Consider the following 23716-nt stretch of genomic DNA (forward strand, 5'->3'; position numbering starts at 1 on the left):
AATTGGTCTAGGCCGTCAGCGGTTTCAAATCGGCCCTGCCGGGCAAAGGAAGGGATTTCACAATATTGCGTCCGCTGTGCTTGGCAAGATAGAGCGCCCTGTCGGCATTCTCGAGCAATTGCGCCGCAGTCTCGAACCTTCCGCTTTTTATGGTCGCCACACCGACGCTGGCGGTGATACGGATGGTTTCATCGTAGCTTGAGGTGATGATAAGGCTGCTGATCGACAGCCGGATTTTTTCCGCTTCGGCAATCGCGCTCTTCAAATCGCAATCCGGAAAGACCAGGGAAAATTCCTCGCCGCCGTAGCGAGCCGCGTGGCAATCGCGTTCGGCACCGATGCTGCGCAGGACATTCGCTGTCATTTTCAGGCAGGTATCGCCCATCTGGTGGCCATAATGGTCGTTTATCGATTTGAAGTGGTCGAGATCGACCATGAGGATTGCAAGATCGGTGTCGTTTTGCGTCGCTTTGGCAAATTCTTCGCCGATGCGCTTTTCGAAACTGCGCCGGTTCGCAAGCGTCGTCAGTCCGTCTTCTTCGGAAAGCGCCTGCAGGATGGAATTGGTCCGCAGCAGATCGAGTGAGACGTGGCCATAGGCTTCGATAGCCTCGTTGATCGTCGACAACTCACGGAACAGCGGCCGGCGCAGTCTGAGCCTGCGCTTTTCGTGGCGGTCGATGGAGCGCAGGCCTTCGATGGCCGAATTTATGGGGCGAATTATGTGCCTTGCCACGACATAGATCGCGCCGACAGCAATGAGAACCGGCAGTGTCAGAATGATGATCCACGCTACCTGGATCATCTTCGCCGTCCGCTGGATATCGCCGGACATGCCATAGGCGAGAACCGCGGCGTCGCTGACGATGGATTGGCCGAGCTCATCGGTTACCCGCATGGCGCTTTGGTAGGTTTCGAGGGCCTGCCGCTCCAGCTCCGCTCGAACGGCGGGGTCGGGACTCGTATCGCCGGCATCCATCTTGCGAACCTGATCGCGCAGGGCGACGATCTGCTTGACGTGGCTGCTGACCTTTTGGACGCCCTTTGCCAACTGATCATTTTCATCCAGCGTAAAGCTCTGGGCAAGCACATGCGTCTGCAATTGCAGCTGTCGTTCCAGCTCGCGGTCTTTCGCGAGGTAAATCGAACGCGCCAGCGAGGCCAGCCGCTCGACCTTGATGGCGTTGCGGTTCTGGCTCAAGACCAGCGGCAGCTGCTGTTCCTGGGTATAGCGCGCATCGTTCTCGATCTTGCGCAGGAATACGATGGAAACGCCTGCGGCAACTATGGCGTAAAGGAGCACGAAACCGATCAGCAGCCTTCCGGCCGTGATCATCGATATCTGCACTCCTCTCCTGCGCGCTGCCATTGCCGGACTTACCTAGTAGATGCTGAAGGGAAAATAAGTGTTGTTGATACGATCATACGTCCCGTTCAGCCGGAGATGATCGAGCGCCTCGTTGACCTTCTTGATCAATTCCACATTACCCTTTTGGGCGGTGATGTGCGCCGAGCTTTTAAGAAAGCCGTTGGTTACAGGATCGCCGACATAGTCGAACTTCGAATTATTCGGCGATTGCAGGAAGGTCAGCAGGTCGATGGAATCCGCCAGCACCAGATCGACCTCGCCCGCCTGCAGCAGCTTTTGCGCTTCCGGCTCGTCCTTGGTCAAAACGATCTTGCTCTCGCTATAGGCCTTTTCCAGATATTCCGATTGGATCGTCTGCTTGCCGGCCGCGATGCGCACGCCCTTGAGGGCGGCGGGCGAAACATCCTTGAATCGGTTCGGATCTCCGGCAAACGCCGAATGCGAACGATAGTAGGAGCTTGAAAACTCCATTCGCGCGGCCCGGGCATCGGTATACGACATGCTCGCTACGACGAGGTCGTATTCGTTGTTTTCCAGCCTGCCGATAATCTCATCCCAGGGTATGGCAACGAGGGTGCATTCAGCCTTCATGTCCTCGCAGACAGCCTTGGCGATATCAACGTCGAAGCCCACGAGATTGCCATTGGCATCGATGGAATTGAACGGCGGATATGCGCCTTCCGTTGCAACTCTAAGTTTTAGAGCTTCCGCCGAAGCGCTGCCCGAGAGCAGTTGAAGTGCTACAGCAGCCACTGCCAGGATTGTCAATTTCATCGTTTGGCGTCCCCAATACCCCGATGATAGCAGAATCACTCGGACGAAATGAACAAACTATGATCGATCAACAATTAATCCGAACATGCTTGATTTAAGTTAAATATCAGAAGTTGCATTAGATTGTTCGCGCGATGCGTGCAGCATTTCTCGGATGGCTGCCGAAGTGGTCGGCCGGCCGAACAGCCATCCCTGCCCATCCACCTTCGGCACGAGAGCGGCAAAATAGTCGCGCTGCGCCTCTGTTTCGATGCCCTCGACGACGATGGCGAGATGATGCACATGGGCCATGCCGATGATTTGAGGGATGATCGAAACCGACACCGACCCGGTTCCAATAGTCCGGGTGAAGGAGCGGTCGATCTTGATGCCGTCGACGCTCAGTTCGCCAAGATAGGCCAAACTCGAATAACCGGTTCCGAAGTCGTCGATGAAAATCTTGTGTCCGCGCGCCCGCAAGCGCCGTATCGCGGCGATCGCATCGCTGGAGTTGGCGGTGGATTGCTCGGTAATTTCGAGCAGGATCTGGTCGCTGGCAACGTTTGCTGCCTTGAGCCGGGCCGCGAGCCAGTCGTTGAACTGTCGATCGAAAAGGTCGGCAGCGGATATATTGATATTGATATGAAAATTCCGATTGGCCACCAGAAACGCCGCCATGTCGTCCAGGACGTGTTCGATAATACAGGTCGTCAGACGATTGATCAGGCCTGACTTCTCCGCAACCGAAATGAACACATCCGGCGAAATTGCTTCGCCATTGTCGCGCCAACGCGCCAGCGCTTCCGCCGCCACCGGTTTTCCGGTGACGATATCGACGATGGGCTGATATTCGACTGTGAGCCGCTTGCGCGCGATCGCCTGTTGCAGGCGTGCCTTCATGCTCATCGTGTTGCGCCGTAGCAGGATGAGGATCACTCCGAGCGCTCCGCCAAGCGCCGCTCCGAACAGGGTCAGAATGATCGTCATGGGCTGCGCCGATGCCTCGAGCCTGCCGACTTCGACATTGACCGTTACGCAGGCGGTTTTCTTGCAGACGTTGCGAAAGATCGTACTGCCCTGCCTCCCGCCGCCGGAGGGCCTGACCCTCCCGATTGCCCCTTGATTGAGTGTACCGAAGAGACCGATCGTCTCGGGCATGCCAACGGGATTGAACATGACGCTGAACGTGTAGTCGGGATTTTTCAGCGTTTCGAAAGCTTGGGGGTCAAGGACGACATTGGCATGGCCAGTGCCGATGATCGGGGCGGTGGTGTTGGAGATGGCAAGACGTGCCTTCGTGTAGATCAGTTTGCCGTCCAATGTTTCGAAATCATGCGTGATCAGGGGCATTGGTTTTCGCCCCTTCCCGAAAACCGCAGAGCAATGAAAAGCGCCGTCCTTGACCCGTCCGAGATCCTTCAAGAACTTCGTTCGAAACAGAATATCGCGAAGGTAGCTGATTTCTTCGGTCGAGCAGAAAGGAAAGGGAGAGCCGTTGATAACGGCGAGCATGTCGTCGACTTCGGCAAAAACGTCAACCGCTCGATCAAGAACCTGATCCGTGTATCTGCGCATGTCGGCCCGATCGCTCGAGACAATAACCAGCTTGCTGATCCATGCACCGCAGATACCGCCGCCGATTATCAAGGCGGCGACGAGCAGACTCCTGAACCAGGCCCGATCGAAATAGCGCCGCATCCAGAAAATTCTCATCGTCTTTTCCAAGCATCGATCCGCCAAGCTTCCAGGTTAAAATCATCCTTGCACGGCAAGTCGTAAAATTTCTCTGACCGAATGACACGAGACAATAATCGTAGCGAACCCGAAATCCACGCTGTAAGTTGTGGCGAGGGTGGAGCCACAACGAGAAGATGCAGTCGGCGCGATCAGAGCAAGAATTCCAAAACATCCTTCGTCGTCTCGAAATAGCGCTCGACGCATCGCAGATCGGCGTCTGGGAGCACAATGCCGAGACCGGCGAGGTGATCTGGAATTCACAGATGCACCGGCTCTATGGCACCGGCGGTACGCAAAGACGAGTTAGCTCTGAAATTTGGATCAATGCGATTCATCCTGACGATCGGGCAAGAGCCATGGAGGACTTCAATGAAGCCGCCGAGCTCAAGAGCGACTACGTCTCGGAGTTCCGGGTGATACTCCCGAACGGAGATATTCGTCACATCAGGTCGCGGGCGCATTATTACGACGATGGCAGCAGCGGCACGTTCGTTGGGGCCGAGTGGGACGTGACAGCCGATGTCATGCTCACCCGCGAACTGTCGAACCAGAAGGCGATCGCCGAAGCACGGACGCTTGCCCTCGAAGCCAGCACCGCTCAGATCGAATATGCTGCCGAGCACGATTATCTGACCGGTCTTCCCAATCGGCGGTTCTTCGACAGGCGTCTTGCCGAACTGTCGAACGATCCCTTGAGGGAGCGCCTCGCCGTGCTCCATGTCGATCTCGATTATTTCAAACAGGTGAACGACACGGCGGGCCATGCCGCGGGCGATGCCGTGTTGAAGTCGGCGGCGTTGATGATCGCTTCCGTCGTCCCGGAAGGCGGCTTCGTTGCGCGTATGGGCGGCGACGAGTTCATCATCCTCCTTTCGGATTTTGCGACGATCCGGGAGCTGGAAGTTGTTGCCGAGCATATCGTGCGCCTCCTGAAACAGGGCGTATCCCACGGCGGAGCATTGCTGCAGACCGGCGCCTCCATCGGCGTCGCCTGGGTCAATGACGGCAACGCCTCGAGCCTGCTCGCCGAGTCCGATATCGCGCTCTACCGCGCCAAGAAGCTCGGCCGCAACCGTGTTGAATTCTTTGCGCCGCACCTCAAAAGCGAACTTTCGCGGGACCGTCGCATTGCTGAACATGTGAAGCGGGGCCTTGAGCGCGGCGAGTTCGTGCCCTTCTACCAGATCCAGATCGATGCCGAGTCACGTGAAATCGTCGGCATAGAGGCGTTGGCCCGTTGGCGACACCCCAAGCGCGGCGTGCTTGGCCCTGAGGCCTTCCTGAAGGTGACAAATACGCTCGGCCTCATGGCCGATCTAGATGCAGCCATGCTGCAAGCAGTGCTGCGCGACCGGCAGGTCTGGCAGGAAAGCGGCATCGCGGTGCCACGGATTGCGGTCAACACATCGGCGGCCCGCCTGTCCGATCCCTTGCTGATCAATCAGCTGCGTCTTTTGCAGATTCCGCACAATGCGATTTCGTTCGAGTTGCTGGAAACGATCTTTCTCGACGAGCTCGAAGACGAGGTCCTGCTCAACATTTCCCTGCTGAAGCAAATGGAAATTGACATCGAGGTGGACGACTTCGGTTCGGGTCATGCCTCGATCATCGGTCTCCTGAAACTCAAACCCAAGCGCCTGAAGATTGACGGGCGCCTGGTGATGCCAATCACGATCTCGCCCGAGCAGAGGAGCCTCGTCGGGTCAATCGTTGGAATAGCGCGGGCGCTCGGCATCGGAGTGATCGCAGAGGGCGTGGAAACCAACGAACACGCGAAATTGTTGCGGCGTCTTGGCTGCGATACATTGCAGGGCTATGCAATCGCCTACCCGGAACCGGCGGCGGACCTTGGCGCTCGACTGCTTGTCGAGCGGAGTAAAGGCTCTAGTGTTCCGTGAATGACTCCGGCATTCCTTGCTTGATTTTCCCGATCGGGAAGGGTTTCTGGAAATGACCGCGCGCACCGAGAAAACTCAGTTCGCGGTTCGCCGCCATTGCGGCCAGTTCATCCTCGTCGCGGATCCCGCTTTCGAACATTGCGATAATGGTTCGCGCAAGTTCATTGCACCGAGGATCGGTCCTTGGGCAACGATCTAGCAGAATCGAAGCGCGATTATGCGCGCGCTGCATGATTTCCCAATCAGTGGTCGTAAATATGCGTCTGTCGATTTCCAAAAAGGCCATGACACGCTCCCTCAGATAAGGCGAGAACACATCCATGATTGCGGGTCGCCTCCCGCTGGGCATGATGTGAGCTAAGCGCATTTTCCGAGCGCCAGCAAATCGAATTTATTTCCTCTTTTCCGCGGCCCACTTACCGCAATGCGGAATCGCGCCCTGCGGTTCCAAATTTCTCAAACGCCCTTGAACACATATCCGGCATCTAGCGTTCGCCTTCGAGGAGCCGCATCAGGCCGGTCTCGGGGCCGCTCAAACCCTTTCGATGAGGCGATCGCAGCAAGGCCCCGCCAAGTTCTCCAGCGTTGAAACTTTCGATTATCAACGGGTGCACGTAGCTCGACCTTGTCACGGCCGGGGTGTTGCGCAGAAATTCGCTGACATGGCGCATAGCCGCCGCAACAGCGCGCTTGCGCGCCGATTCACTTTGCGCCTCGATACCGGCCAGGAAGGCCAGCGCCCGTGCGGAACCGTGGAAGGTGCGAAAGTCCTTGGCGCTGACCTTCGAACCCGAAATCTCGCGCAGATATTCGTTGAGCTTGCCGGCATGAAGCTTTCGCCACCGATTCTCGTCCTTGTACTGGAACAGCCGTCCCCGACGCTTCAACAGCCTCAGGCGCTTGACCGCAGACGGATCCTTGATCGTTATCTCATTGGTTTTCTTGGATTTGCCGGCAAAAACGAAGCTTGCAGTATTGCCGTCGATCTTGAGATCGGTACTTTTAAGCGAAGCGATGCCACGGCCGCCATCCTTGGCATATTTTTCGTGACCGGCACGAAACGCCTTCTGGTCGATCAGCTTGATGGCAAGGGCAGCGAGTGGTTTTCCGGATGTCGGCTTGCTGCGCATGTCGCGCATCACCCGTTTGCGGATGCGCGGCAAGGCCTTGCCGAATGCAAGCAAACGGTTGGTCTTCATGCTGTTGCGCACGTTTTCCCATTTCGGATGATAGATGTATTGCCGGCGCCCGAGTACGTCCTGCCCGACAGCCTGTATGTGGCCCTTGGCGCTACCGCAGCAACGGACATCGGTCCAGGCCGGCGGGATGACAAGCGCAACGATGCGGGCTTCGTCCTTGGGAGAAAGCGGCTTGCCGTCGATCCGTTTATAGCGGAAGCCCTTCTTAAAGGGTGTGCGGATTAACGTGAAATCTGCCGGATCGACCAGTTTCAGGCCAAGCTCTTCTGCATAATCTTCATATCCGCGCTTCACCGTCGTCTCCACATGTCTATTGCCGAGAAACGTGATTGCGGCGAGACTGTTCCAGCGCCGAGTGACGCGCATCGCAGTCAAGGGAGGAATGACCATGACGAAACTTGCTCTCTATGTTCCGCTCGAAGCAAAACCCGGCAAGGAGGAAGAGGTCGCGGCCTTTCTCAAATCCGCCTTGCCGCTCGTGAACGAAGAAGCGGGAACCGTCGCCTGGTTCGGCATTCGGATCGGGAAGAGCAACTTTGCGATCTTCGATGCTTTTCCGGATGAAAGCGCGCGGAACGCCCATCTTTCCGGCAAGGTTGCTGCAGCTTTGATGGCGCGGGCGGATGAACTTTTCGCCAGTCCGCCTCAGATCAACAAGCTTGAGGTTTTGGCGGCAAAACTGCCATAGTTACTATGCGGGAACGATTCGGCGGTTTGCAGCTTTCGTGCTGGACGGCAAGGAAAGGTTGACATGGCTCCTCGTTCTTTCTGGAAAGGCTATCTGAAACTGTCTCTGGTGACCTGTCCCGTGGCGATGGTTCCGGCTACGACCGATCAGGAAAAAGTGCGGTTTCATACATTGAACCGGAAGACCGGTAACCGCGTGGTCAGCCAATATGTCGATTCCGTCAGCGGCAAGGCTATCGACGAGGATGATCAGGTCAAAGGCTATCAGCGCGGCGAGGACGAATATGTGGTGCTCGAGGATGACGAGATCGATGCTGTCGCGCTCGAAAGCACGCGCACAATCGACATCGAGATGTTCGTGCCGCGCGAAAGCATCGAATGGATTTGGTACGACAAGCCGCATTACCTGACGCCCGATGATCCCGTCGGCGAGGAAGCCTTTGCCGTCATCCGCGAAGGGATGGTGGCGACAGGAAGGGTCGGTATTTCCCGCCTTGTCATGTATCGCCGCGAGCGGGCGGTCATGATAGAGCCGCGCGGCCGCGGCATCGTGCTGTGGACGCTCCGTTATGGCGACGAGGTTCGCGACGGCGACGCCTATTTCGGCGATATTCCTACCGGCAAGACCGATCCTGAACTGATGAAACTGGTGCAGACACTCATCGAGGAGCGCACCAAATCGTGGGATCCGAAGATGGCCGAAGATCCGGTGCAGGACCGTCTGCTCGAAATCATCGCGGCCAAGAAAAAGGGCAAGAAGCGTCCGGCAAAGGCCAAGGCGGCGGAAACGGAAGAGGCGCCCAGCAACGTCATCAACATCATGGATGCGCTGCGCAAGAGTATAGCGAGCGACAGCAAGCCGACGAAGAAACGGTAGGAAGATCGATTTCTGTTGTTATCTACGAACGGTTTCGAATTTTAGAATGAATGATTTCAATCAGCAATTTGGGCGTCCATCGCTGACGCCGTGAGCCAAGAAGGCAATTTGATATGTCAGCAGATTTTTATTGTTGGGCTGCCAGCGCCGGCATGACGCCTAGTGATCCGAATTTTGACGAATGGGTGGATGCTAAAACCGAAAGCACGGACAAAAAGGCCGCTCCGAGCCTTGAAGCCTTTGCGGATGCTCTTCTCAAGCGATATCCGGATCTCGCTCCTCAGGGCGGAGCTACGATATGGACGTTCAGCCCGATAAAATCGACGATCTCCGACGACTTCATGTCGCTCCACCTCACCTGGGACGGTTTGCAGGAGGCTTTGGCCTTTATCGTTGAAACAGCGCACCGCCACGACATCGACTGTTACGATCCACAGACTGGTGACTATTATCCTGCTCCTGTCCGAAGTTCACCTTCGCTGATCAGCAGATTATTCAAGGGTCTGTCTGGACGATCGAACTGAATGGCGGCACAGCTATGTCGGACGTAATATAGGGGAACTCCACGCCCCTGATATAGATTGAGACTATGGCCGGACGGCACTCGATTCGGCGGTTCAGGTTTTCGCCCTCCTTCTCATCTGGTGTCCGATCGAGCCATGTCAATTTCAGATGCAATCTACCGTCCCTTCGAGAATTTGATCCAGCCACTCGACATCCCCTACAGGCCGCTGCCGTCGAAGGGGCCAGTGGCTGTCCTTCTTCACTTCGTCCTGATGTTTCGCGGCATCTTGATCACGCTCGCCGTCTGCACCATGGCGATCGAGGCCATGAACCTGACGATCGTCTGGGGCCTCTCTGTCATCGTCGATGGCGTCACACAGCAGGGCGCTGTCGCTTTCCTGCACAACGACAGAATGCTGCTGATCTTCCTCGGCCTGATGCTTTTCCCCGTCATCCCGATCGCGTCTTTTTTCGTCAATACGCTGAACTCGCACACGCTTGGGATCGGCATGCCGGCTGCCATTCAATGGCAGGGCCACAGGGCGGTCGAGCGGCAGGACCTCGCCTTCTTCCACGATCTCTATGCCGGCCAGGTCGCTTCGCGCCTGCAGCAGGTGGCGTCAGCCGTGCAGCAGCAGGTCATTTCCGCCTTCCAGTCCATTCCGCGATTCATCATGCAGATGGTCGGATCCGTTGTTCTGCTGAGCGCGCTCTCCTGGCAGCTCGCGCTGCCGTCCATAATTTGGATCACGCTCAACGTAGTGCTCGCCGTCAGGCTGGCGCCCGTCTTTACCGAGCGCTCACGGCGCTCCGCTAGGCGTCGCAGCCTGGTTTCCGGCGCCATCACCGATCTTTACGCCAATATGCAGATGGTCAAGCAATTCGCCGCTGAAGACAGCGAGGCCGGTGCCATCAGAGGGATAATCGGCAAGGCGATCAAAGCGCAGCAGAGCGAACAGCGGATCTACCGTACGGCTGAGGTCATCGTCGTCATCCTCAACATGATGCACTGGCTGGCGATCCTGTGGATCGGTTTTACAGGCCTCGTTGACGGCTTCGTCACGATCGGCGAGTTCACGGCCGCCGTCTACGTTCTCAGTCGCTTCTCCGGTCACACATTCACCTTCCTGCAGATGGGCCAGCAGATCTTCCAGGCGATCGGTACGATCAAGGACGCCATGCCGGTTATGACGACACCGCCGACAATCACCGATCGGCCGGACGCGGCCGAGCTTGTCGTGGACCGGGGCGAGATCCGATTCGAGAACGTCCGCTTCGCGTACGCGTCGGGCAAACCCGTCATTGACGATCTGTCGCTGACGATCCGCCCGGGCGAAAAGGTCGGCCTCGTAGGTCTCTCCGGCGCCGGCAAGACGACGCTCGCAAACCTGCTCCTGCGTTTCTATGACATCAAGGATGGTGCGATATCGATCGACGGCCAGGACATCCGCAGCGTAACGCAGTCCAGCCTGCGTCAAAGCATCGGCGTTATCGCCCAGGATGTCGCGCTGCTGCACCGTTCGGTCGGCGACAATATCCGCTATGGCCGGCCGGATGCGACACAGCATGAGATCGAGAGGGTGACGAAGATGGCGAGTGCCGATGGCTTCATCGCCGATCTCTCCGACAGTGAGGGCCGCAAGGGCTACGCCGCCTTCGTCGGCGACCGCGGCATCAAGCTCTCCGGGGGTCAACGCCAGCGCGTGGCCATCGCGCGGGTTCTCCTGAAAAATGCCCCCATCCTGATCCTCGACGAGGCGACTTCCGCGCTCGACAGCGAGTCCGAGGCCGCAATCCAGGAAAAGCTCAATCTCGTAATGGATGGGAAGACCGTGATCGCCATTGCGCATCGCCTTTCGACGATTGCCATGATGGACCGAATAGTCGTACTCGATCAGGGACGCATCGTCGAAGAGGGAAGGCCCGACGAACTTGTGGCGACTGACGGCTTGTTTGCCCGCCTGTGGAAACGCCAGACAGCAGGCTTTATTGCCGAAGAAATCGACTAGAGCCGCTTTCTAGGCCTTCTTCGCGCGCGTTCCCTTCGGCTTTTCGATCGGCGCCGCTGCTGCGCGGAAATCGGCCCAGGGGTCGGCCTTGTACGAGGCGATACGCGTCGGCGTGTTGAGGACGGTGAAGTAGGCGGGTCCAATTCCCGGGGTGAGTTCGCTCCATTCCAGCGGCATCGATACGGCCGCGCCTGCTCGTGCCCGCGTCGAATAGGGTGCGACCGCCGTTGCGCCGCGCTGGTTGCGCAGGTAGTCGATGAGGACCTTGCCGGTGCGCTTTGCCTTGGTGATGGTGGAGACGTAAAGTCCAGGACTGTCGGCAGCCATCGAATCTGCAATCGCCTTGGTAAACGCCTTGACCTCGAGCCATGCCGCTTTCGGCTTGAGGGGCGAGACGACATGAAGACCCTTGCCGCCGGAGGTCTTCAGGAACGCCTTCAGGCCGGCCTGTTCCAGCCGCTCGCGCGTTTCCTCTGCCGCCCTTATGACCTGCTCCCACGGAACGCCATCGCCGGGATCGAGATCCATGATGATCATGTCCGGACGTTCCCAATCCTTTACGGTCGAGCCCCAGGGGTGGATTTCGAGCACGGCGGCCTGCACGAGGCTGATCAGCCCGTCCAGATCCTTGATGCTGATCAGTGGCTCCTCATCCTTGTCCATCGGGTCGTTCACAAGGACGATGTTCGGATTGAGCCCTTTCCACGCGTGCTTCTGGAAGAAAGATTGGCCGGTGATGCCTTCCGGGCTTCGCAGCAGCGCCAGCGGCCGCCCGACGATGAAGGGCGAAATATAGGGCCAGACCTCGGTATAATAATCCGCCAGTCCCTGTTTGGTTACGCCCTGATCGGGCCAGTAGATGCGATCGGGATGCGTGAGTTTCACGGTGGACCTCTGCGGTTTTATCTGCCCATTCATTTTGGGCGTCTCCCGGACAACCTCGTGCGCCGGCTTGTCCTCGCGCAAGCCGCGGAAGGCGGCGTGACGCAGATTGTTGTCGGCCGTCCAGGTGCGGAACTCGACGTCGGCGACGAGTTGTGGCTTGACGTAGCGCACCTGACGCGCCGCATCGGCGGCAAGACGCGCGACAAACGGGCTTTCCGGCTGACGGATGCGCTCAAGGCGGCGAAAAAGATCCTCGGCGACGGCCGTGCTGTAGCCGGTGCCGACACGCCCGACATGTTCGAGCTTGTCGCCATTGTAAACGCCCATGACGAGTGAGCCGATTGCCTTGCGCGATGTCGTCGAAGGGACATAGCCGGCAATGACGAACTCCTGCCTTTGCGAGCATTTCGCCTTGATCCAGCTCTTTACCCTGCCCGAGCGATAGGGCGCGTCGCGCAGTTTCGAAACAATGCCTTCAAGGCTGAGCCGGCAGGCATGGGAGAGTATGTTCTGGCCGTCGCCTTCGAAATGCTCACTAAACCGCACCATGCCCGTGCTGCCGCCGGCGATCTTCTGCAGCACCGCCTTGCGTTCGAGGAGTGGCAGAGCCTGAAGGTCATAACCGTCTAGATAGAGAAGATCGAAGACGTAGAAGATAAATCGATCGGTGCGGTCGCTGCTGAGATCTGCCTGCAACGCAGAAAAGTCGGAGGCTCCGGCGGAAGCTTCGACGACTAGTTCGCCATCGATCAAGGCGGTGCCGACCGCAAGTTCCTGCAGCGCGGCGATGATTTCCTTGCCGAACTTCTTGGTCCAATCGAGCCCTGTACGGGTGAGAAGCTTCACCCGGCCAGCCTCGATCCGCGCCTGCAGCCGGTAGCCGTCGAACTTGATCTCGTGAACCCAGCGTTCCCCCGATGGCGGCTTTGTCGAAAGCGACGCCAGGGCGGGTTCGATGAAAACAGGGAGCTTCGCCTTCTTCGCGCCTTTGATAGTCGAGGGATCGGGCGTACTCACCTCGATAGCTGGCGCCGCTGCTTTCCTTGCGGCCCGGGCTTTCGGGGCATTCTTGTCGATCTTGCCGGTCTTGGAAGACCATCCCGGAGCCTCGCCGGCTACGTCGCCAATTTCCCGCCCGGTCTTCACCGATTCCGGCTTTTCCGCAAGAATGTCGGGGTCACCCGCCGTGCGCGCAGCGTCGTCCTCGCCCTTGATCAAAAGCCAGTTCTCGCGCTTTTCGCGTGGGCGGCCCTGCATGCGGACAAGATGCCAGCGGCCCGATAGTTTTTTGCCATGGAGTTCGAATTCGAGGTGCCCCTTGGCATACCCCCGATGCTCGTCGAATACGGGTGTCCAGGTGCCGCTATCCCAGACGATGACCGTGCCGCCGCCGTACTCGCCCTTGGGGATGGTGCCTTCGAAGTCGCCATATTCGAGCGGATGATCCTCGACATGAACGGCAAGTCGCTTCTCGCCGGGAACGAGGCTCGGACCGCGCGTCACCGCCCAGCTCTTGAGAACACCGTCCATCTCCAGTCGGAAATCGTAGTGAAGCCGTGTGGCGTCGTGTTTCTGGATAACGAAGCTGTTCCCGGCACTGGCCGCTTTGCGGCCCTTGGGTTCGGGCGTGGTCTTGAAATTGCGTTTCTTCCGGTAGGTTTCGAGCGCAACCATCGATCAGACCCAGATTCAGCTTGCTTTGCGCCTTGCAGGTTCGGCCTTTGCCTTGGTACCCGCCGCCTTCTTTGGTGCGGCCTTCTTTGCCGTCATGCCGGCGCTTTCGCGCAGTGCCTGCATGAGATCGACAACCTTTTCCGACTTCTGGGGTTTGCGAACCGGGATTGCCTTGCCCTCGAGCTTGGCCTTGACGAGTTCCGCGAGCGCGGATTCGTAACGGTCCGTATATTTCGAGGGATCGAACGTGCCGTGCTTGGTATCGATAATGTGCTTGGCAAGTTCGAGCATTTCGCCTTTGATCTTCATCTCGGGCACGTCGTCGAATGCTTCCTTGGCGGACCGCACCGCGTAATTGAACTGCAATGTCGTCGCGAGCAGCCCGGCATCGTCCGGCCGAATCAGCAGCGTGCGCACGCGGCGAAAGAGGACGGTCTGCGCAAAAGCTGCAACTTTCCTGGCTTTCAGACCTTCGCGGATGAGCGCGAACGCCTCCTGGCCATGTTTATCGCCAGGCGTTAAATAATAGGGCTTGTCGAAGTAAAGATCGTCGATCTCATCCAAAGGCACGAATGCCTCGACATTGAGGGTCTTGTCGCTTTCGGGAACGGCCGCTGCCACCTCGTCCGGCTCAAGGACGATGTAGTCGTTTGAGCCGACTTCGTATCCCTTGACCTGGTCCTCTTTTTCCACCGGCTTGCCACTGTCGCTGTCGATGAACTGTCGCATCACCCGGTGTCCGGTGGCGCGATTGATCGTGTGGAAAGCGATGCGGTCGGATGTCGACGCGGCGGTATAAAGGCTCACGGGGCAACTCAGCTCCGCCACTTTGAGATAGCCTTTCCAGTTCGCACGTGGCGCCAATACTCAACTCCTTCGGCTACGCAACAAATGCCGGGGAACACGGTTGGTTCCGACCTTGGTAGCATACTATGCCGAAATTGTTAAATTGCGATAGTCCGTGCTTTTACATGCGCGGCGCGGCCCGCGCCCCAACCGAAAAAGGCTACGCCTATTCCCAATAGCACGAACAGGATCGCGGTCGCGGCGTAGCTGCCCGTGACGCTGTGGATCAGGCCGACAAGCAGCGGACCGACCGCGGCAAGCATGTAGCCAATGCACTGCGCCATCCCCGAAAGGTGCGAGGCGACGTGCGCGTCGGGCGAGCGGAGGACGATGATCGTCATGGCGATGGCGATGAGACCACCCTGTCCAAGCCCCTGCAGGACCGCCCAAACCCATACGGTCGATAGCGGCGCGAACAGGAAACCCATCAGCCCAGTGATGGCAAGTGCAATGAGCGCAAGGTTGACCCCGCGCTGGTCCTTGCAGCGCACGGCGATGGAGGGCACGAAAAGGCAGGCAAAGACCTGGACCATGACCGAGACGGAAACGACGAGGCCAGCCGTTACACCATCCATGCCGCGCTCGCGCAGGATCGGCGACAGCCAGCCGAAAATGCAATAGGCGAGGGCGGACTGGAGCCCCATGAACAGGGTGACCTGCCAGGCGAGGCGGTCGCGCCACAATCCTTCGACCCTGAAGCCCGCATGCTTGGTACGGACCTTGCGGAAGAAGGCATGCGGAAACCAGATCGCCGCCACAACAAGCGCCGGCAGGGCCCACGCGCCGAGCGCGAGCGACCAGGAGCCGCCGAGCATGCGTTGCAGCGGAAGGGTAAAGCCTGCCGCGGTTGCCGCTCCAGCGCAAAGCGCCATCGTATAGAGACCCGTCATCAGGCCGGTGCGACTGGCGAAGTCGCGCTTTACCAGTCCCGGCAGCAAGACGTTGCCGATAGCAATGCAGGCGCCGGCAAGGGCGGTACCGATGAACAAAAGGGGCAAGGATTGCAGGCCGCGCAGCGCAGTACCGAGCGCAAGGAGCAGGAGCACGCCGAGCAGCGTGCGTTCTGCGCCAATGCGCTGGGCCAGTCTCGGCGCGAGTGGCGCGAAGATGCCGAGGCAAACGACGGGGAGCGTCGTCAAGACGCCAGCTCCGAAGGACGATAGTCCGGTCTGCGCGATGATCTCGGGCAAAAGGGCCGAAGCGCTGGAAAACACCGGACGGAGGTTGAATGCAATGAGCACAAGGCTGAGGCCGGTGACAATGGCGACGCTGCGGCTCGAAAATTGCGGCGCACGCGGCTCCGGCACGCTGTCGGCTTCGGCGTTGATCAGTTGATCGCCGATGGCCGCCTCAGCGCGGGATTTCGATGGCATGTGGTTCATGATGCAAGCAACCGGTCAATTTCATCCAGGATGGGAGCCATGAAAGCCCGTGTCGTCAACGCGGCAAGGTCGGGATCGCCGGAGGCAATTGCATCGACGATCAATAGGTGCGCCGCCATGTCGGGTTCCGGAAGTTCGCCCGTCACGGTCGCCTTGATGACTTCCTGAATCGAGGCGGAGAAAAACTCGTAGACTTCGACGAAGGCGAGATTGTTCGAAGCAGCCACGACGGCCTTATGGAAGGCGAGGTCGCGCTGAACATAGCGATCATGATCGGCCGGATCATATTCGCCGCGATCGGCGAGCAGTTGCCGCAGATGTGCTATTGTTTCTGGCCTGTGGCGGGCCGCAGCAAGCCTTGCCGCCTCGACCTCGAGCGCACAGCGCGTCTCGACCTGATCGCGCAACCCGGTGCGCCGCATCCGCAGTAGGCTTTCATCCGTGTCGATCACGGACAGAACATAGGTCCCCGATCCCTGACGTGTTTCCAGGTAGCCTTGCGCGACGAGGACGCGCACAGCTTCACGGACGGTGCCGCGGCTGACGCCAAGCATGTCGGCAAGCGTCGCCTCGTTCGGAATGCGGTCGCCAACCTTCCAGCGATCGGTGGTGATTTCCGCCCGGATATTATTAACTGCCGTTTCGGCAAGATTGGTGCGCGCAGCGGGCTGCATGGCAAAAGTCCTAAAGTCATCTGATGACTTGACTAATACGACTGGTAAAACGGGATGTCAATAAACACCGCTGGATTGCAAAGTATGGCCGGGGTCCCCGGTTCAATGCCGGCGTGAAAGCTCGCGGGTTGCCGCTTCGAGACCCGCCAGTGTCAACGGATACATCCGGTGCGCGAAAATCTTGCGGATCATGGCTGTCGAGGCCGTATAATCCCAATAGCTTTCCTTGGTCGGATTGAGCCAGACTGCGTTCTTCCACTGGTCGAGTACCTGCCCGAGCCAAGCGGCACCGGCCTTCTCGTTCCAGTGCTCGACCGAGCCGCCCGCATGCGAGATTTCGTAGGGGGCCATTGCCGCGTCGCCAACGAAGATGACCTTGTAATCCGGTCCATATTTGTGGATCACGTCCATGGTCGGAATGCTTTGCGTGTGGCGGCGGCGATTGTCCTTCCATACCGCCTCATAGAGGCAGTTGTGGAAGTAGAAATATTCCATGTGCTTGAATTCCGATCGCACTGCGGAGAACAATTCTTCGGCGACCTTGATGTGCTCGTCCATGGAGCCGCCGACGTCGAAAAACATCAGCAATTTAACATGATTGTGCCGTTCTGGACGGGTTATGACATCAAGATAGCCATGTTCGGCGGTAGACTGGATTGTGCCGGAAAGGTCGAGCTCGTCGTCGGCACCCTCGCGAATCCAACGCCGCAGGCGCTTGAGCGCCACCTTGATATTGCGCGTGCCGAGTTCAACGCTGTCGTCGAAATTCTTGAACTCGCGCTTGTCCCAAACCTTGACGGCGCGCCGATGTCGGCTCTGATCCTGGCCGATGCGCACGCCTTCGGGGTTGTAGCCATAGGCGCCGAAAGGCGAGGTGCCGGCGGTTCCGATCCATTTCGAGCCGCCTTGGTGCCGGCCCTTCTGCTCTGCAAGCCGCTGGCGCAGTGTATCCATCAGCTTGTCGAAGCCGCCGAGAGCCTCAATGAGTTTCTTTTCTTCCTCGCTGAGATGCTTTTCCGCAAGCTTGCGCAGCCACTCTTCGGGAAGATTGGCGATATTGATGCCGTCGTCGCCGCCGAACGCTTCGATGCCCTTGAAGACATGGCCGAAGACCCGATCGAAACGGTCCATGTGGCGCTCGTCCTTTACGAGCGCGGAGCGGGCCAGATAGTAGAAGCCTTCCACATCATAGTCGACGAGCCCCGCTTCCAAGCCTTCGAGCAGCGTCAGATATTCCCGCAATGAAACGGGAATGCGCGCCGCCTTCAGCTCAAGGAAGAAGGGGATGAACATCAGACAGTCTTCACGTATTTGATGAACGGCGTGACCTTGGCGATACGGTCATAGAGCTGCCGCGCTGTCGCATTGTTCTGGTTGGTCGTCCAGTAGACCGAATGCGCCCCTGCCTTCGTGGCTTGCGCGTGCACAGCCTCGATCAGTGCGCGGCCAATGCCTTTGCCTCGCACCTCCGGATCGGCGAAAAGGTCCTGCAGATAGCAGACGTTTTCAATGCTCCAGCAATGGCGGTGAAAGAGATAGTGGGTAAGGCCAACCGGCTTGCCATCGAGTTCGGCAATGAAGCCGCGATACTCGTGGTCATTTCCTGACGTGAGCCGTTCGAAGGTTGTCCGGTAGACTTCTTCCGGCACTGTCGTCTCGTAGAACGAAAGGTATCCGGTCCAGAGCCGCCGCCACTCGGCTTCGTCTGATTTCGCCAAAGGGCGGATTTCAACGCTCATCCCTGCCTCCTCGCCATGAAGGCCAGCCGTTCAAAAAGGTGGACATCCTGTTCGTTCTTCAGCAAAGCGCCGTGCAGCTTCGGCAGCATGTTCTTCGGGTCGGTCCGCAGATCCTCCGGCGCTATATCGTCGGCGACAAGCAGCCTGATCCAGTCAAGCGCCTCGGAGGTGGAGGGCTTCTTTTTCAGGCCCGGAACGTCGCGGATCTCATAGAACTGCATCAGTGCGGCGCGGACCAGATTTTGCTTGATGCCGGGATAATGCACCTCGACGATCTTCGCCAGGGTCTCGACATCGGGGAAGCGGATATAGTGGAAGAAGCAGCGCCGCAGGAACGCGTCCGGCAGCTCCTTTTCGTTGTTGGAGGTGATCACGACGATCGGCCGATGGGCAGCGCGGATTGTCTCCCCGGTTTCGTAGACGAAGAACTCGTTACGGTCGAGTTCCTGCAGGAGGTCGTTCGGAAACTCGATGTCCGCCTTGTCGATCTCGTCAATGAGGAGAACGACCTTCTTCGGCGCGGTGAATGCGTCCCAAAGCTTGCCGGGCTTGATATAGTTGGCAATGTCGTTGAAGCGGGCATCGCCAAGCTGGGAATCGCGCAGGCGGCTGACGGCGTCATATTCGTATAGTCCCTGTTGCGCTTTCGTCGTCGATTTGACGTTCCACTCGATGAGATCCAGCCCGAGCGCCGCCGCGATCTGGCGCGCCAGTTCGGTCTTTCCGGTGCCGGGTTCGCCCTTGACGAGCAGCGGACGCTCCAAGGCGATCGCCGCATTCACCGCAATCATCAGATCCTTGTCGGCCACATAGGCCGCCGTGCCTTCAAAGCGCATGGTCATTCCTTTCGTGAGCCCGCGAGATTAGGGATGGCGCAGCGTCGGGGCAAGAGGTTGAAATTAGCCGGCGACGGTACTGGTGCAATTGCGCGCGCCGTCCTATATTCGGCTTGGCGCTCTGCGCTTCTCGACAGGAGAGACATATTCCCCGGGGCCTTAATGATCCCTTAGGGAGCTGTCCCTGAGGAGGCCCGTGGGCCTCTTCACACGGCGCCCACCTACTTTGTAGGTTCCCGGGATCGACTTCTCCATCGGTTGTGTGGACGCCACTTTTGTTTTTCACGCCATCAAAGCCTTGCCGTGACGCATCCCTCCCCCATCAAAGAGTTGAAGAAGAAACTTCGCCTCGAGGCGCTCGGGCGGCGCGACGCGCTGACAACCGAGGCGCGTATAGACGGGTCGATGCGCATTGCCGATATCGGTCTCGCTTTCTTCGCCCTTGAAGCTGACGCCATCGTTTCGGGATTCTGGCCGATCCGGTCCGAAGTCGATTTGCGGCCGCTGCTTTTCGGTTTGCGTGAACGCGGCGCCCGGCTATGCCTGCCGGTCATCATCGACAAGCAGACGATCCTGTTTCGCGAACTTGTGCGTGGCGCGCCCATGGTCGAGACCGGTTTTGGCACGGCCGGACCGCCTGTGGAGGCCGCCGTGCTTGATCCAACCTTCATGCTGGTTCCGCTCGCGGCCTTTGATGCACGTGGACACCGCATTGGCTATGGCGCCGGCTATTACGACCGGGCAATAGCCAGGCTTGAGGACAAGGGGCTAAATCCGCGCCTCGTCGGCGTGGCGTTCGACTGCCAGGAGGTGGAAATCGTGCCGGACGAGCCGCATGACATGCCGCTCGAAGCCATCCTGACGGAAAGCGGGTTGCGCAGTATCAATCGGACGGATAAATCCATTCGATGATGCACGGCTCGCCAAGGGTGGCGGCCGACCCGGGATGCGTAAGTGAGATTACTTTTTCTAGGTGATATGGTGGGCCGGTCGGGGCGAACAGCTGTCTATGAACAGCTGCCCGGCCTTATATCCGACCTCAAGCTCGATTTCACCATCGTCAACGGCGAGAACGCCGCGGGCGGCTTCGGCATTACTGAAGAAATCTTCCACGATACGATCAATGCCGGCGCGGATGTCGTCACCACCGGCAATCACGTCTGGGACCAGCGCGAGGCATTGGTCTTTGCCGCACGCGAAGAGCGCTTCCTGCGGCCCGCGAATTTTCCGCTCGGAACGGCGGGCAAGGGGTCGGGACTTTTCATCGCAAAGAACGGCGCCCGCGTCCTTGTCGCCAACATCATGGGCCGGGTGTTCATGCATCCGGACCTGCATGACCCCTTTACCATCGCCGAGGAAATCCTTGCTGCCTGCCCGCTCGGCGAACAGGCCGATGCGGCGATATTCGACTTTCATGCCGAGGCGACGAGCGAGAAACAGTGTTTCGGCCATTTCGTCGATGGGCGCGCGAGCTTCGTCGTCGGTACGCACACCCACGTGCCGACGGCGGATGCGCAGATTCTCAATGGCGGCACTGCCTATATGTCCGACGCCGGCATGTGCGGCGATTACGATTCCTCCCTCGGCATGGACAAGGAGGAACCGCTCAACCGCTTCCTCTCCAAAGTGCCGAAAGGACGTTTCGAGGCGGCAAGCGGCAAGGCGACGATTTGCGGCGTCGGTGTCGAAATTTCAGACAGGACCGGCCTTGCCGAGAAAATTGCACCGCTGCGCATAGGGCCGCGCCTCGAGGAGACGATCCCCTCCTTCTGGAAATGAGTTGATCTTGCGAGGCGCCAACACCACCTGCGCATCCAATAGACTTCAGAACATCTATTATCTTTGATTTTGCACCATCCGGGCCAACAGCAACACAGGAACGACCCCCATGGAAGCGCTACTTTCCCATTTCGATTTCATCTATCGGCCCGAGGGGCTCATTGCCCTTGTCACGCTTGTGGTGATGGAGGTCGTCCTCGGCATCGACAATCTCATTTTCATTTCAATCCTGACGAATAAATTGCCGAAAGAGCAGCAGGCCCGGGCCCGTCGCCTTGGCATCAGCGCTGCGCTGATCTTGCGCCTGGTGCTGCTGTTTACGATTTCGATCATCGTGCAGTTGACGGAACCCGTCTTCGAGGCCTTCGGACAGGGTTTCTCCTGGCGTGATCTCATCCTGATCGCCGGCGGTCTCTTTCTTGTCTGGAAGGCGACGAAGGAAATTCACCATACGGTCGATCATGAAGATGCCAAGGAAGATGTCATCGGCAAGACCGTAACTCTTTCCATGGGCGCGGCTATTATGCAGATACTTTTGCTCGATCTCGTCTTCTCGGTGGATTCGATCATCACGGCGGTCGGTATGACCGACGAGATTGCCATCATGGTCATCGCGGTTCTGGCGGCGGTTACTGTGATGCTGCTCGCAGCCGAGCCCTTGTCGCGGTTCATTGCCGCCAATCCGACTATAGTCATGCTTGCCCTCGGATTCCTCCTGATGATAGGCATGACGCTTATCGCCGACGGGTTTGGTTTCCACGTGCCAAAAGGCTACATTTATGCGGCAATGGGCTTCTCGGCTCTCGTCGAAGCGCTTAACATGCTGGCGCGGCGAAGGAGGAAGAAGAGCCACTGACCTTTCTCCATGCTGACCCCGGAATTTCTGACAACAAGGACTGAACGTTGATGAATACGACACTTACCGAAGCTTACGTTCCGCTGAAGCTCGCCAACCGGCCGCTGGTCTATAAGGCGCTCGCTGTCCTGATAGGTACGGCCTTCCTCGCCGTCAGTTCCTGGGTATCGGTGCCGATGATCCCGGTACCGGTAACCATGCAGACCTTTGCGGTCACGATGGTGGGCGCCCTTTACGGTTGGCGTCTCGGCGGCCTCACGGTCATCGCCTGGCTGATTGAAGCCATGATGGGCATGCCGGTTCTCGCCGGCGGCGCATTCGGGCTGGCACCCTTCGTCGGTCCTACCGCTGGCTATCTCTTCGCGTTCCCGGTCGTTGCGGCGTTTGTCGGCTATCTCGCCGAGCGCGGCCTGACCCGCAATCCGTGGTCGTCCTTCGCGGTCATGCTTCTCGGCAATGCATTGTGCCTCGTGCTCGGCGCTTCCTGGCTCGTCCACCTTTTCGGCCTTGAAACCGCATGGGTATCGGGCGTCGCACCGTTCATCGTCGGCGGCATTCTGAAGTCGGCTTTGGCAGCCGCCGTTATCGAGGCCTTGCGCCGCTCAGGGGTCATGGTTCGCCTCGGTTGACGGTCAGGCTTCGCCCGCACCATCTCCTGTGCATGCTGACCTATGTCGGCAAGGGCTACAGCGAGGCGTTTACTGCCAATTATGACGAGGTCATCAAGCGACTTGTGGCGGGCGACGCCATAGAACTGAGCGAGGGGCCGGACGATGTCTGCGCTCCTCTGCTTGGCGATGCAGATCCGCATTGCCTGTGGGCGAGTGTTCGCGAGCGCGACGCCAAAGCTGCTGCGGCAGTGAGCAGATTGCTGGGGCGGCAAGTGAAAAACGGCGACACGATCGAACTCGATGCTGCCCTGCTTTCGACATTTCGCCGGGAGTTCAAAAAGGGCACGACGCGCGAGGCGTGTGGTGGTTGCGAGTGGTTCGACCTCTGCTCGGACATTTCGCGGACTAACTTTTCAGGCGTGCGGCTGACACGATGATCCGGATGCAAGCTTTGCTTCTCGTGTGGCTGGACGCGCGATAGGATTTTCCCTATAAGGGCGCCATTCCAGCAGCATGTTTTCCGCTAGGTGCAGCCCGCAGCGTCAAATTGCAGGGCCCTGACGTGAAACATCAGCAAACGTAGCAAAGCACGCAGGGGTGCCATGGCAGGCCATTCACAATTTAAGAACATCATGCACCGCAAAGGGCGCCAGGACGCCGTTCGGTCGAAAATCTTCTCCAAGCTCGGGCGCGAAATCACCGTCGCTGCCAAACAGGGTCTGCCTGACCCGACAATGAACCCGCGCCTGCGTCTGGCCGTGCAGAATGCCCGGGCGCAGTCCATGCCGAAGGACAATATCGAGCGCGCCATCAAGAAGGCGGCCGGTGGCGAGGGCGACAATTACGAGGAAGTCCGCTACGAGGGCTATGGCCCGGGCGGCGTTGCCGTGATTGTCGAGGCACTGACGGACAACCGCAACCGCACGGCCTCCAATGTTCGCGCTGCCTTCACCAAGGCGGGCGGCGCCATGGGCGAAACCGGCTCGGTGGGCTTCATGTTCAACCGCGTCGGAGAAATCACCTACAAGCCGGAAGCCGGCAGCGCCGACAAGGTCATGGAAGCCGCCATCGAGGCTGGCGCCGATGACGTTTCGAGCGACGAGGACGGCCATGTCATCCTGTGCGCCTTTGAGGACATCGGCGAAGTTTCCAAGGCGCTGGAAAGTGCCCTTGGCGAAGCAGAGTCCGTGAAGGCGATCTGGAAGCCGCAGACCATGGCGCCGGTCGACGAAGAGAAAGCACAGTCGGTTCTGCGCCTTCTCGCGACGCTCGACGATGATGACGACGTTCAGAACGTCTATGCCAATTTCGAAGTGAGCGACGAGGTTTTGGCCAAGCTCAGCGCGGCCTGATCGAAGTTTCAGCGCAACAATCAGATCCCGTCAGCCGCAAGGCTGGCGG

General features: G+C 58.7%; 23 protein-coding genes and 1 other RNA gene. 12 read left to right on the forward strand and 12 right to left on the reverse strand.

What is annotated here, in order from left to right; genetic code table 11:
• Positions 1–7: 7 nt before the first annotated feature.
• The 3 genes from BLR72_RS10480 to BLR72_RS10490 form a co-directional block, all read right to left on the reverse strand.
• Positions 8–1336 carry a GGDEF domain-containing protein gene (locus BLR72_RS10480; RefSeq protein WP_175492327.1) on the reverse strand — a complete coding sequence of 443 codons (1329 nt, stop codon included), beginning with the start codon at positions 1334–1336 and terminating at the stop codon, positions 8–10.
• Between the two features lie 45 nt (positions 1337–1381).
• A complete protein-coding gene (locus tag BLR72_RS10485; protein ID WP_091948039.1) occupies positions 1382–2143 on the reverse strand; it encodes a transporter substrate-binding domain-containing protein in 762 nt (253 codons plus the stop codon).
• 99 nt (positions 2144–2242) lie between these two features.
• On the reverse strand, positions 2243–3835 hold the full coding sequence (locus BLR72_RS10490) for an EAL domain-containing protein (protein WP_091948042.1): 1593 nt from the start codon (positions 3833–3835) through the stop codon (positions 2243–2245).
• A gap of 158 nt (positions 3836–3993) precedes the next feature.
• Between BLR72_RS10490 and BLR72_RS10495 the strand changes: the two genes are divergently transcribed.
• Positions 3994–5757, forward strand: a complete 1764-nt coding sequence (locus BLR72_RS10495) for a putative bifunctional diguanylate cyclase/phosphodiesterase (RefSeq protein WP_091948045.1) — start codon at positions 3994–3996, stop codon at positions 5755–5757.
• Here BLR72_RS10495 and BLR72_RS10500 read toward each other — a convergent pair.
• Both BLR72_RS10500 and BLR72_RS10505 read right to left on the reverse strand, forming a co-directional pair.
• A complete protein-coding gene (locus tag BLR72_RS10500) occupies positions 5744–6043 on the reverse strand; it encodes a hypothetical protein (RefSeq protein ID WP_175492328.1) in 300 nt (99 codons plus the stop codon). The two genes, BLR72_RS10495 and BLR72_RS10500, sit on opposite strands and share 14 nt — an antisense overlap.
• Positions 6044–6242: 199 nt before the next feature.
• Entirely contained in the window at positions 6243–7346 is a 1104-nt protein-coding gene (locus tag BLR72_RS10505) for a DNA topoisomerase IB (RefSeq protein ID WP_091948048.1), read from the reverse strand.
• On the opposite strand from BLR72_RS10505, the gene BLR72_RS10510 reads away from it, so the two are divergent.
• The 4 genes from BLR72_RS10510 to BLR72_RS10525 all read left to right on the forward strand — a co-directional run bounded on the left by BLR72_RS10510 (position 7345) and on the right by BLR72_RS10525 (position 11033).
• The gene (locus BLR72_RS10510; protein WP_091948051.1) at positions 7345–7644 is read left to right on the forward strand and encodes a putative quinol monooxygenase; all 300 of its coding nucleotides are present in this window, start codon (positions 7345–7347) and stop codon (positions 7642–7644) included. The two genes, BLR72_RS10505 and BLR72_RS10510, sit on opposite strands and share 2 nt — an antisense overlap.
• A 63-nt stretch (positions 7645–7707) precedes the next feature.
• Positions 7708–8520 (forward strand): non-homologous end joining protein Ku, encoded by an 813-nt coding sequence (locus tag BLR72_RS10515; RefSeq protein ID WP_027231229.1) that lies wholly within the window; start codon positions 7708–7710, stop codon positions 8518–8520.
• A gap of 113 nt (positions 8521–8633) precedes the next feature.
• Positions 8634–9044 (forward strand): hypothetical protein, encoded by a 411-nt coding sequence (locus tag BLR72_RS10520; protein WP_091948054.1) that lies wholly within the window; start codon positions 8634–8636, stop codon positions 9042–9044.
• Between the two features lie 135 nt (positions 9045–9179).
• Positions 9180–11033 carry an ABC transporter ATP-binding protein gene (locus BLR72_RS10525; protein ID WP_091948057.1) on the forward strand — a complete coding sequence of 618 codons (1854 nt, stop codon included), beginning with the start codon at positions 9180–9182 and terminating at the stop codon, positions 11031–11033.
• Between the two features lie 9 nt (positions 11034–11042).
• Here the strand turns inward: BLR72_RS10525 and ligD are convergent, their stop codons facing one another.
• From ligD to BLR72_RS10560, 7 genes are all read right to left on the reverse strand, one after another.
• Complete coding sequence (ligD, locus tag BLR72_RS10530) at positions 11043–13592, reverse strand: DNA ligase D (RefSeq protein ID WP_091948060.1); 2550 nt, start codon at positions 13590–13592, stop codon at positions 11043–11045.
• A 15-nt stretch (positions 13593–13607) separates the two neighbouring features.
• Positions 13608–14456, reverse strand: a complete 849-nt coding sequence (locus BLR72_RS10535) for a non-homologous end joining protein Ku (RefSeq protein ID WP_091948062.1) — start codon at positions 14454–14456, stop codon at positions 13608–13610.
• 80 nt (positions 14457–14536) lie between these two features.
• The gene (locus BLR72_RS10540; RefSeq protein ID WP_091948065.1) at positions 14537–15820 is read right to left on the reverse strand and encodes a CynX/NimT family MFS transporter; all 1284 of its coding nucleotides are present in this window, start codon (positions 15818–15820) and stop codon (positions 14537–14539) included.
• Positions 15817–16494, reverse strand: a complete 678-nt coding sequence (locus BLR72_RS10545) for a FadR/GntR family transcriptional regulator (protein ID WP_091948068.1) — start codon at positions 16492–16494, stop codon at positions 15817–15819. Before BLR72_RS10545 ends, BLR72_RS10540 begins: the two co-directional genes overlap by 4 nt.
• A 102-nt stretch (positions 16495–16596) precedes the next feature.
• Positions 16597–17787: a vWA domain-containing protein gene (locus tag BLR72_RS10550; RefSeq protein ID WP_091948071.1), complete on the reverse strand. Its 1191-nt coding sequence runs from the start codon at positions 17785–17787 to the stop codon at positions 16597–16599.
• On the reverse strand, positions 17787–18233 hold the full coding sequence (locus tag BLR72_RS10555; RefSeq protein WP_091948074.1) for a GNAT family N-acetyltransferase: 447 nt from the start codon (positions 18231–18233) through the stop codon (positions 17787–17789). Before BLR72_RS10555 ends, BLR72_RS10550 begins: the two co-directional genes overlap by 1 nt.
• Positions 18230–19069: an AAA family ATPase gene (locus BLR72_RS10560; protein WP_091948649.1), complete on the reverse strand. Its 840-nt coding sequence runs from the start codon at positions 19067–19069 to the stop codon at positions 18230–18232. The genes BLR72_RS10555 and BLR72_RS10560 overlap by 4 nt, the downstream gene beginning before the upstream one ends.
• A gap of 115 nt (positions 19070–19184) precedes the next feature.
• Here BLR72_RS10560 and ssrS point away from each other — a divergent pair.
• The 7 genes from ssrS (at position 19185) to BLR72_RS10595 (ending at position 23667) form a co-directional block, all read left to right on the forward strand.
• Positions 19185–19341: non-coding RNA, 6S RNA (ssrS, locus tag BLR72_RS10565), on the forward strand.
• A gap of 31 nt (positions 19342–19372) precedes the next feature.
• Complete coding sequence (locus BLR72_RS10570) at positions 19373–19981, forward strand: 5-formyltetrahydrofolate cyclo-ligase (protein WP_091948077.1); 609 nt, start codon at positions 19373–19375, stop codon at positions 19979–19981.
• Positions 19982–20023: 42 nt separating this feature from the next.
• Positions 20024–20848, forward strand: a complete 825-nt coding sequence (locus tag BLR72_RS10575) for a TIGR00282 family metallophosphoesterase (RefSeq protein ID WP_091948080.1) — start codon at positions 20024–20026, stop codon at positions 20846–20848.
• A gap of 109 nt (positions 20849–20957) precedes the next feature.
• Positions 20958–21704, forward strand: a complete 747-nt coding sequence (locus BLR72_RS10580) for a TerC family protein (RefSeq protein WP_091948083.1) — start codon at positions 20958–20960, stop codon at positions 21702–21704.
• Between the two features lie 50 nt (positions 21705–21754).
• Positions 21755–22333, forward strand: a complete 579-nt coding sequence (locus BLR72_RS10585; protein WP_091948085.1) for a biotin transporter BioY — start codon at positions 21755–21757, stop codon at positions 22331–22333.
• Positions 22330–22752, forward strand: a complete 423-nt coding sequence (locus BLR72_RS10590; RefSeq protein ID WP_091948088.1) for a DUF1284 domain-containing protein — start codon at positions 22330–22332, stop codon at positions 22750–22752. Before BLR72_RS10585 ends, BLR72_RS10590 begins: the two co-directional genes overlap by 4 nt.
• A 165-nt stretch (positions 22753–22917) precedes the next feature.
• Positions 22918–23667 carry a YebC/PmpR family DNA-binding transcriptional regulator gene (locus tag BLR72_RS10595; protein WP_027231244.1) on the forward strand — a complete coding sequence of 250 codons (750 nt, stop codon included), beginning with the start codon at positions 22918–22920 and terminating at the stop codon, positions 23665–23667.
• Positions 23668–23716 lie beyond the last annotated feature (49 nt).

The sequence above is a fragment of the Phyllobacterium sp. YR620 genome (assembly GCF_900104165.1).
In the GTDB taxonomy this organism is placed as follows: domain Bacteria; phylum Pseudomonadota; class Alphaproteobacteria; order Rhizobiales; family Rhizobiaceae; genus Phyllobacterium; species Phyllobacterium pellucidum.

Excerpts from the sequence above, each read along its gene's own strand:
- BLR72_RS10480 (WP_175492327.1), bottom strand. The coding sequence starts at position 1,336 with ATGATCACGGCCGGAAGGCTGCTGATCGGTTTCGTGCTCCTTTACGCC.
- BLR72_RS10485 (WP_091948039.1), bottom strand. The coding sequence starts at position 2,143 with ATGAAATTGACAATCCTGGCAGTGGCTGCTGTAGCACTTCAACTGCTC.
- BLR72_RS10490 (WP_091948042.1), bottom strand. The coding sequence starts at position 3,835 with ATGAGAATTTTCTGGATGCGGCGCTATTTCGATCGGGCCTGGTTCAGG.
- BLR72_RS10495 (WP_091948045.1), top strand. The coding sequence starts at position 3,994 with ATGCAGTCGGCGCGATCAGAGCAAGAATTCCAAAACATCCTTCGTCGT.
- BLR72_RS10500 (WP_175492328.1), bottom strand. The coding sequence starts at position 6,043 with ATGGCCTTTTTGGAAATCGACAGACGCATATTTACGACCACTGATTGG.
- BLR72_RS10510 (WP_091948051.1), top strand. The coding sequence starts at position 7,345 with ATGACGAAACTTGCTCTCTATGTTCCGCTCGAAGCAAAACCCGGCAAG.
- BLR72_RS10505 (WP_091948048.1), bottom strand. The coding sequence starts at position 7,346 with ATGGTCATTCCTCCCTTGACTGCGATGCGCGTCACTCGGCGCTGGAAC.
- BLR72_RS10515 (WP_027231229.1), top strand. The coding sequence starts at position 7,708 with ATGGCTCCTCGTTCTTTCTGGAAAGGCTATCTGAAACTGTCTCTGGTG.
- BLR72_RS10520 (WP_091948054.1), top strand. The coding sequence starts at position 8,634 with ATGTCAGCAGATTTTTATTGTTGGGCTGCCAGCGCCGGCATGACGCCT.
- BLR72_RS10525 (WP_091948057.1), top strand. The coding sequence starts at position 9,180 with ATGTCAATTTCAGATGCAATCTACCGTCCCTTCGAGAATTTGATCCAG.
- ligD (WP_091948060.1), bottom strand. The coding sequence starts at position 13,592 with ATGGTTGCGCTCGAAACCTACCGGAAGAAACGCAATTTCAAGACCACG.
- BLR72_RS10540 (WP_091948065.1), bottom strand. The coding sequence starts at position 15,820 with ATGAACCACATGCCATCGAAATCCCGCGCTGAGGCGGCCATCGGCGAT.
- BLR72_RS10545 (WP_091948068.1), bottom strand. The coding sequence starts at position 16,494 with ATGCAGCCCGCTGCGCGCACCAATCTTGCCGAAACGGCAGTTAATAAT.
- BLR72_RS10550 (WP_091948071.1), bottom strand. The coding sequence starts at position 17,787 with ATGTTCATCCCCTTCTTCCTTGAGCTGAAGGCGGCGCGCATTCCCGTT.
- BLR72_RS10555 (WP_091948074.1), bottom strand. The coding sequence starts at position 18,233 with ATGAGCGTTGAAATCCGCCCTTTGGCGAAATCAGACGAAGCCGAGTGG.
- BLR72_RS10560 (WP_091948649.1), bottom strand. The coding sequence starts at position 19,069 with ATGCGCTTTGAAGGCACGGCGGCCTATGTGGCCGACAAGGATCTGATG.
- BLR72_RS10580 (WP_091948083.1), top strand. The coding sequence starts at position 20,958 with ATGGAAGCGCTACTTTCCCATTTCGATTTCATCTATCGGCCCGAGGGG.
- BLR72_RS10585 (WP_091948085.1), top strand. The coding sequence starts at position 21,755 with ATGAATACGACACTTACCGAAGCTTACGTTCCGCTGAAGCTCGCCAAC.
- BLR72_RS10595 (WP_027231244.1), top strand. The coding sequence starts at position 22,918 with ATGGCAGGCCATTCACAATTTAAGAACATCATGCACCGCAAAGGGCGC.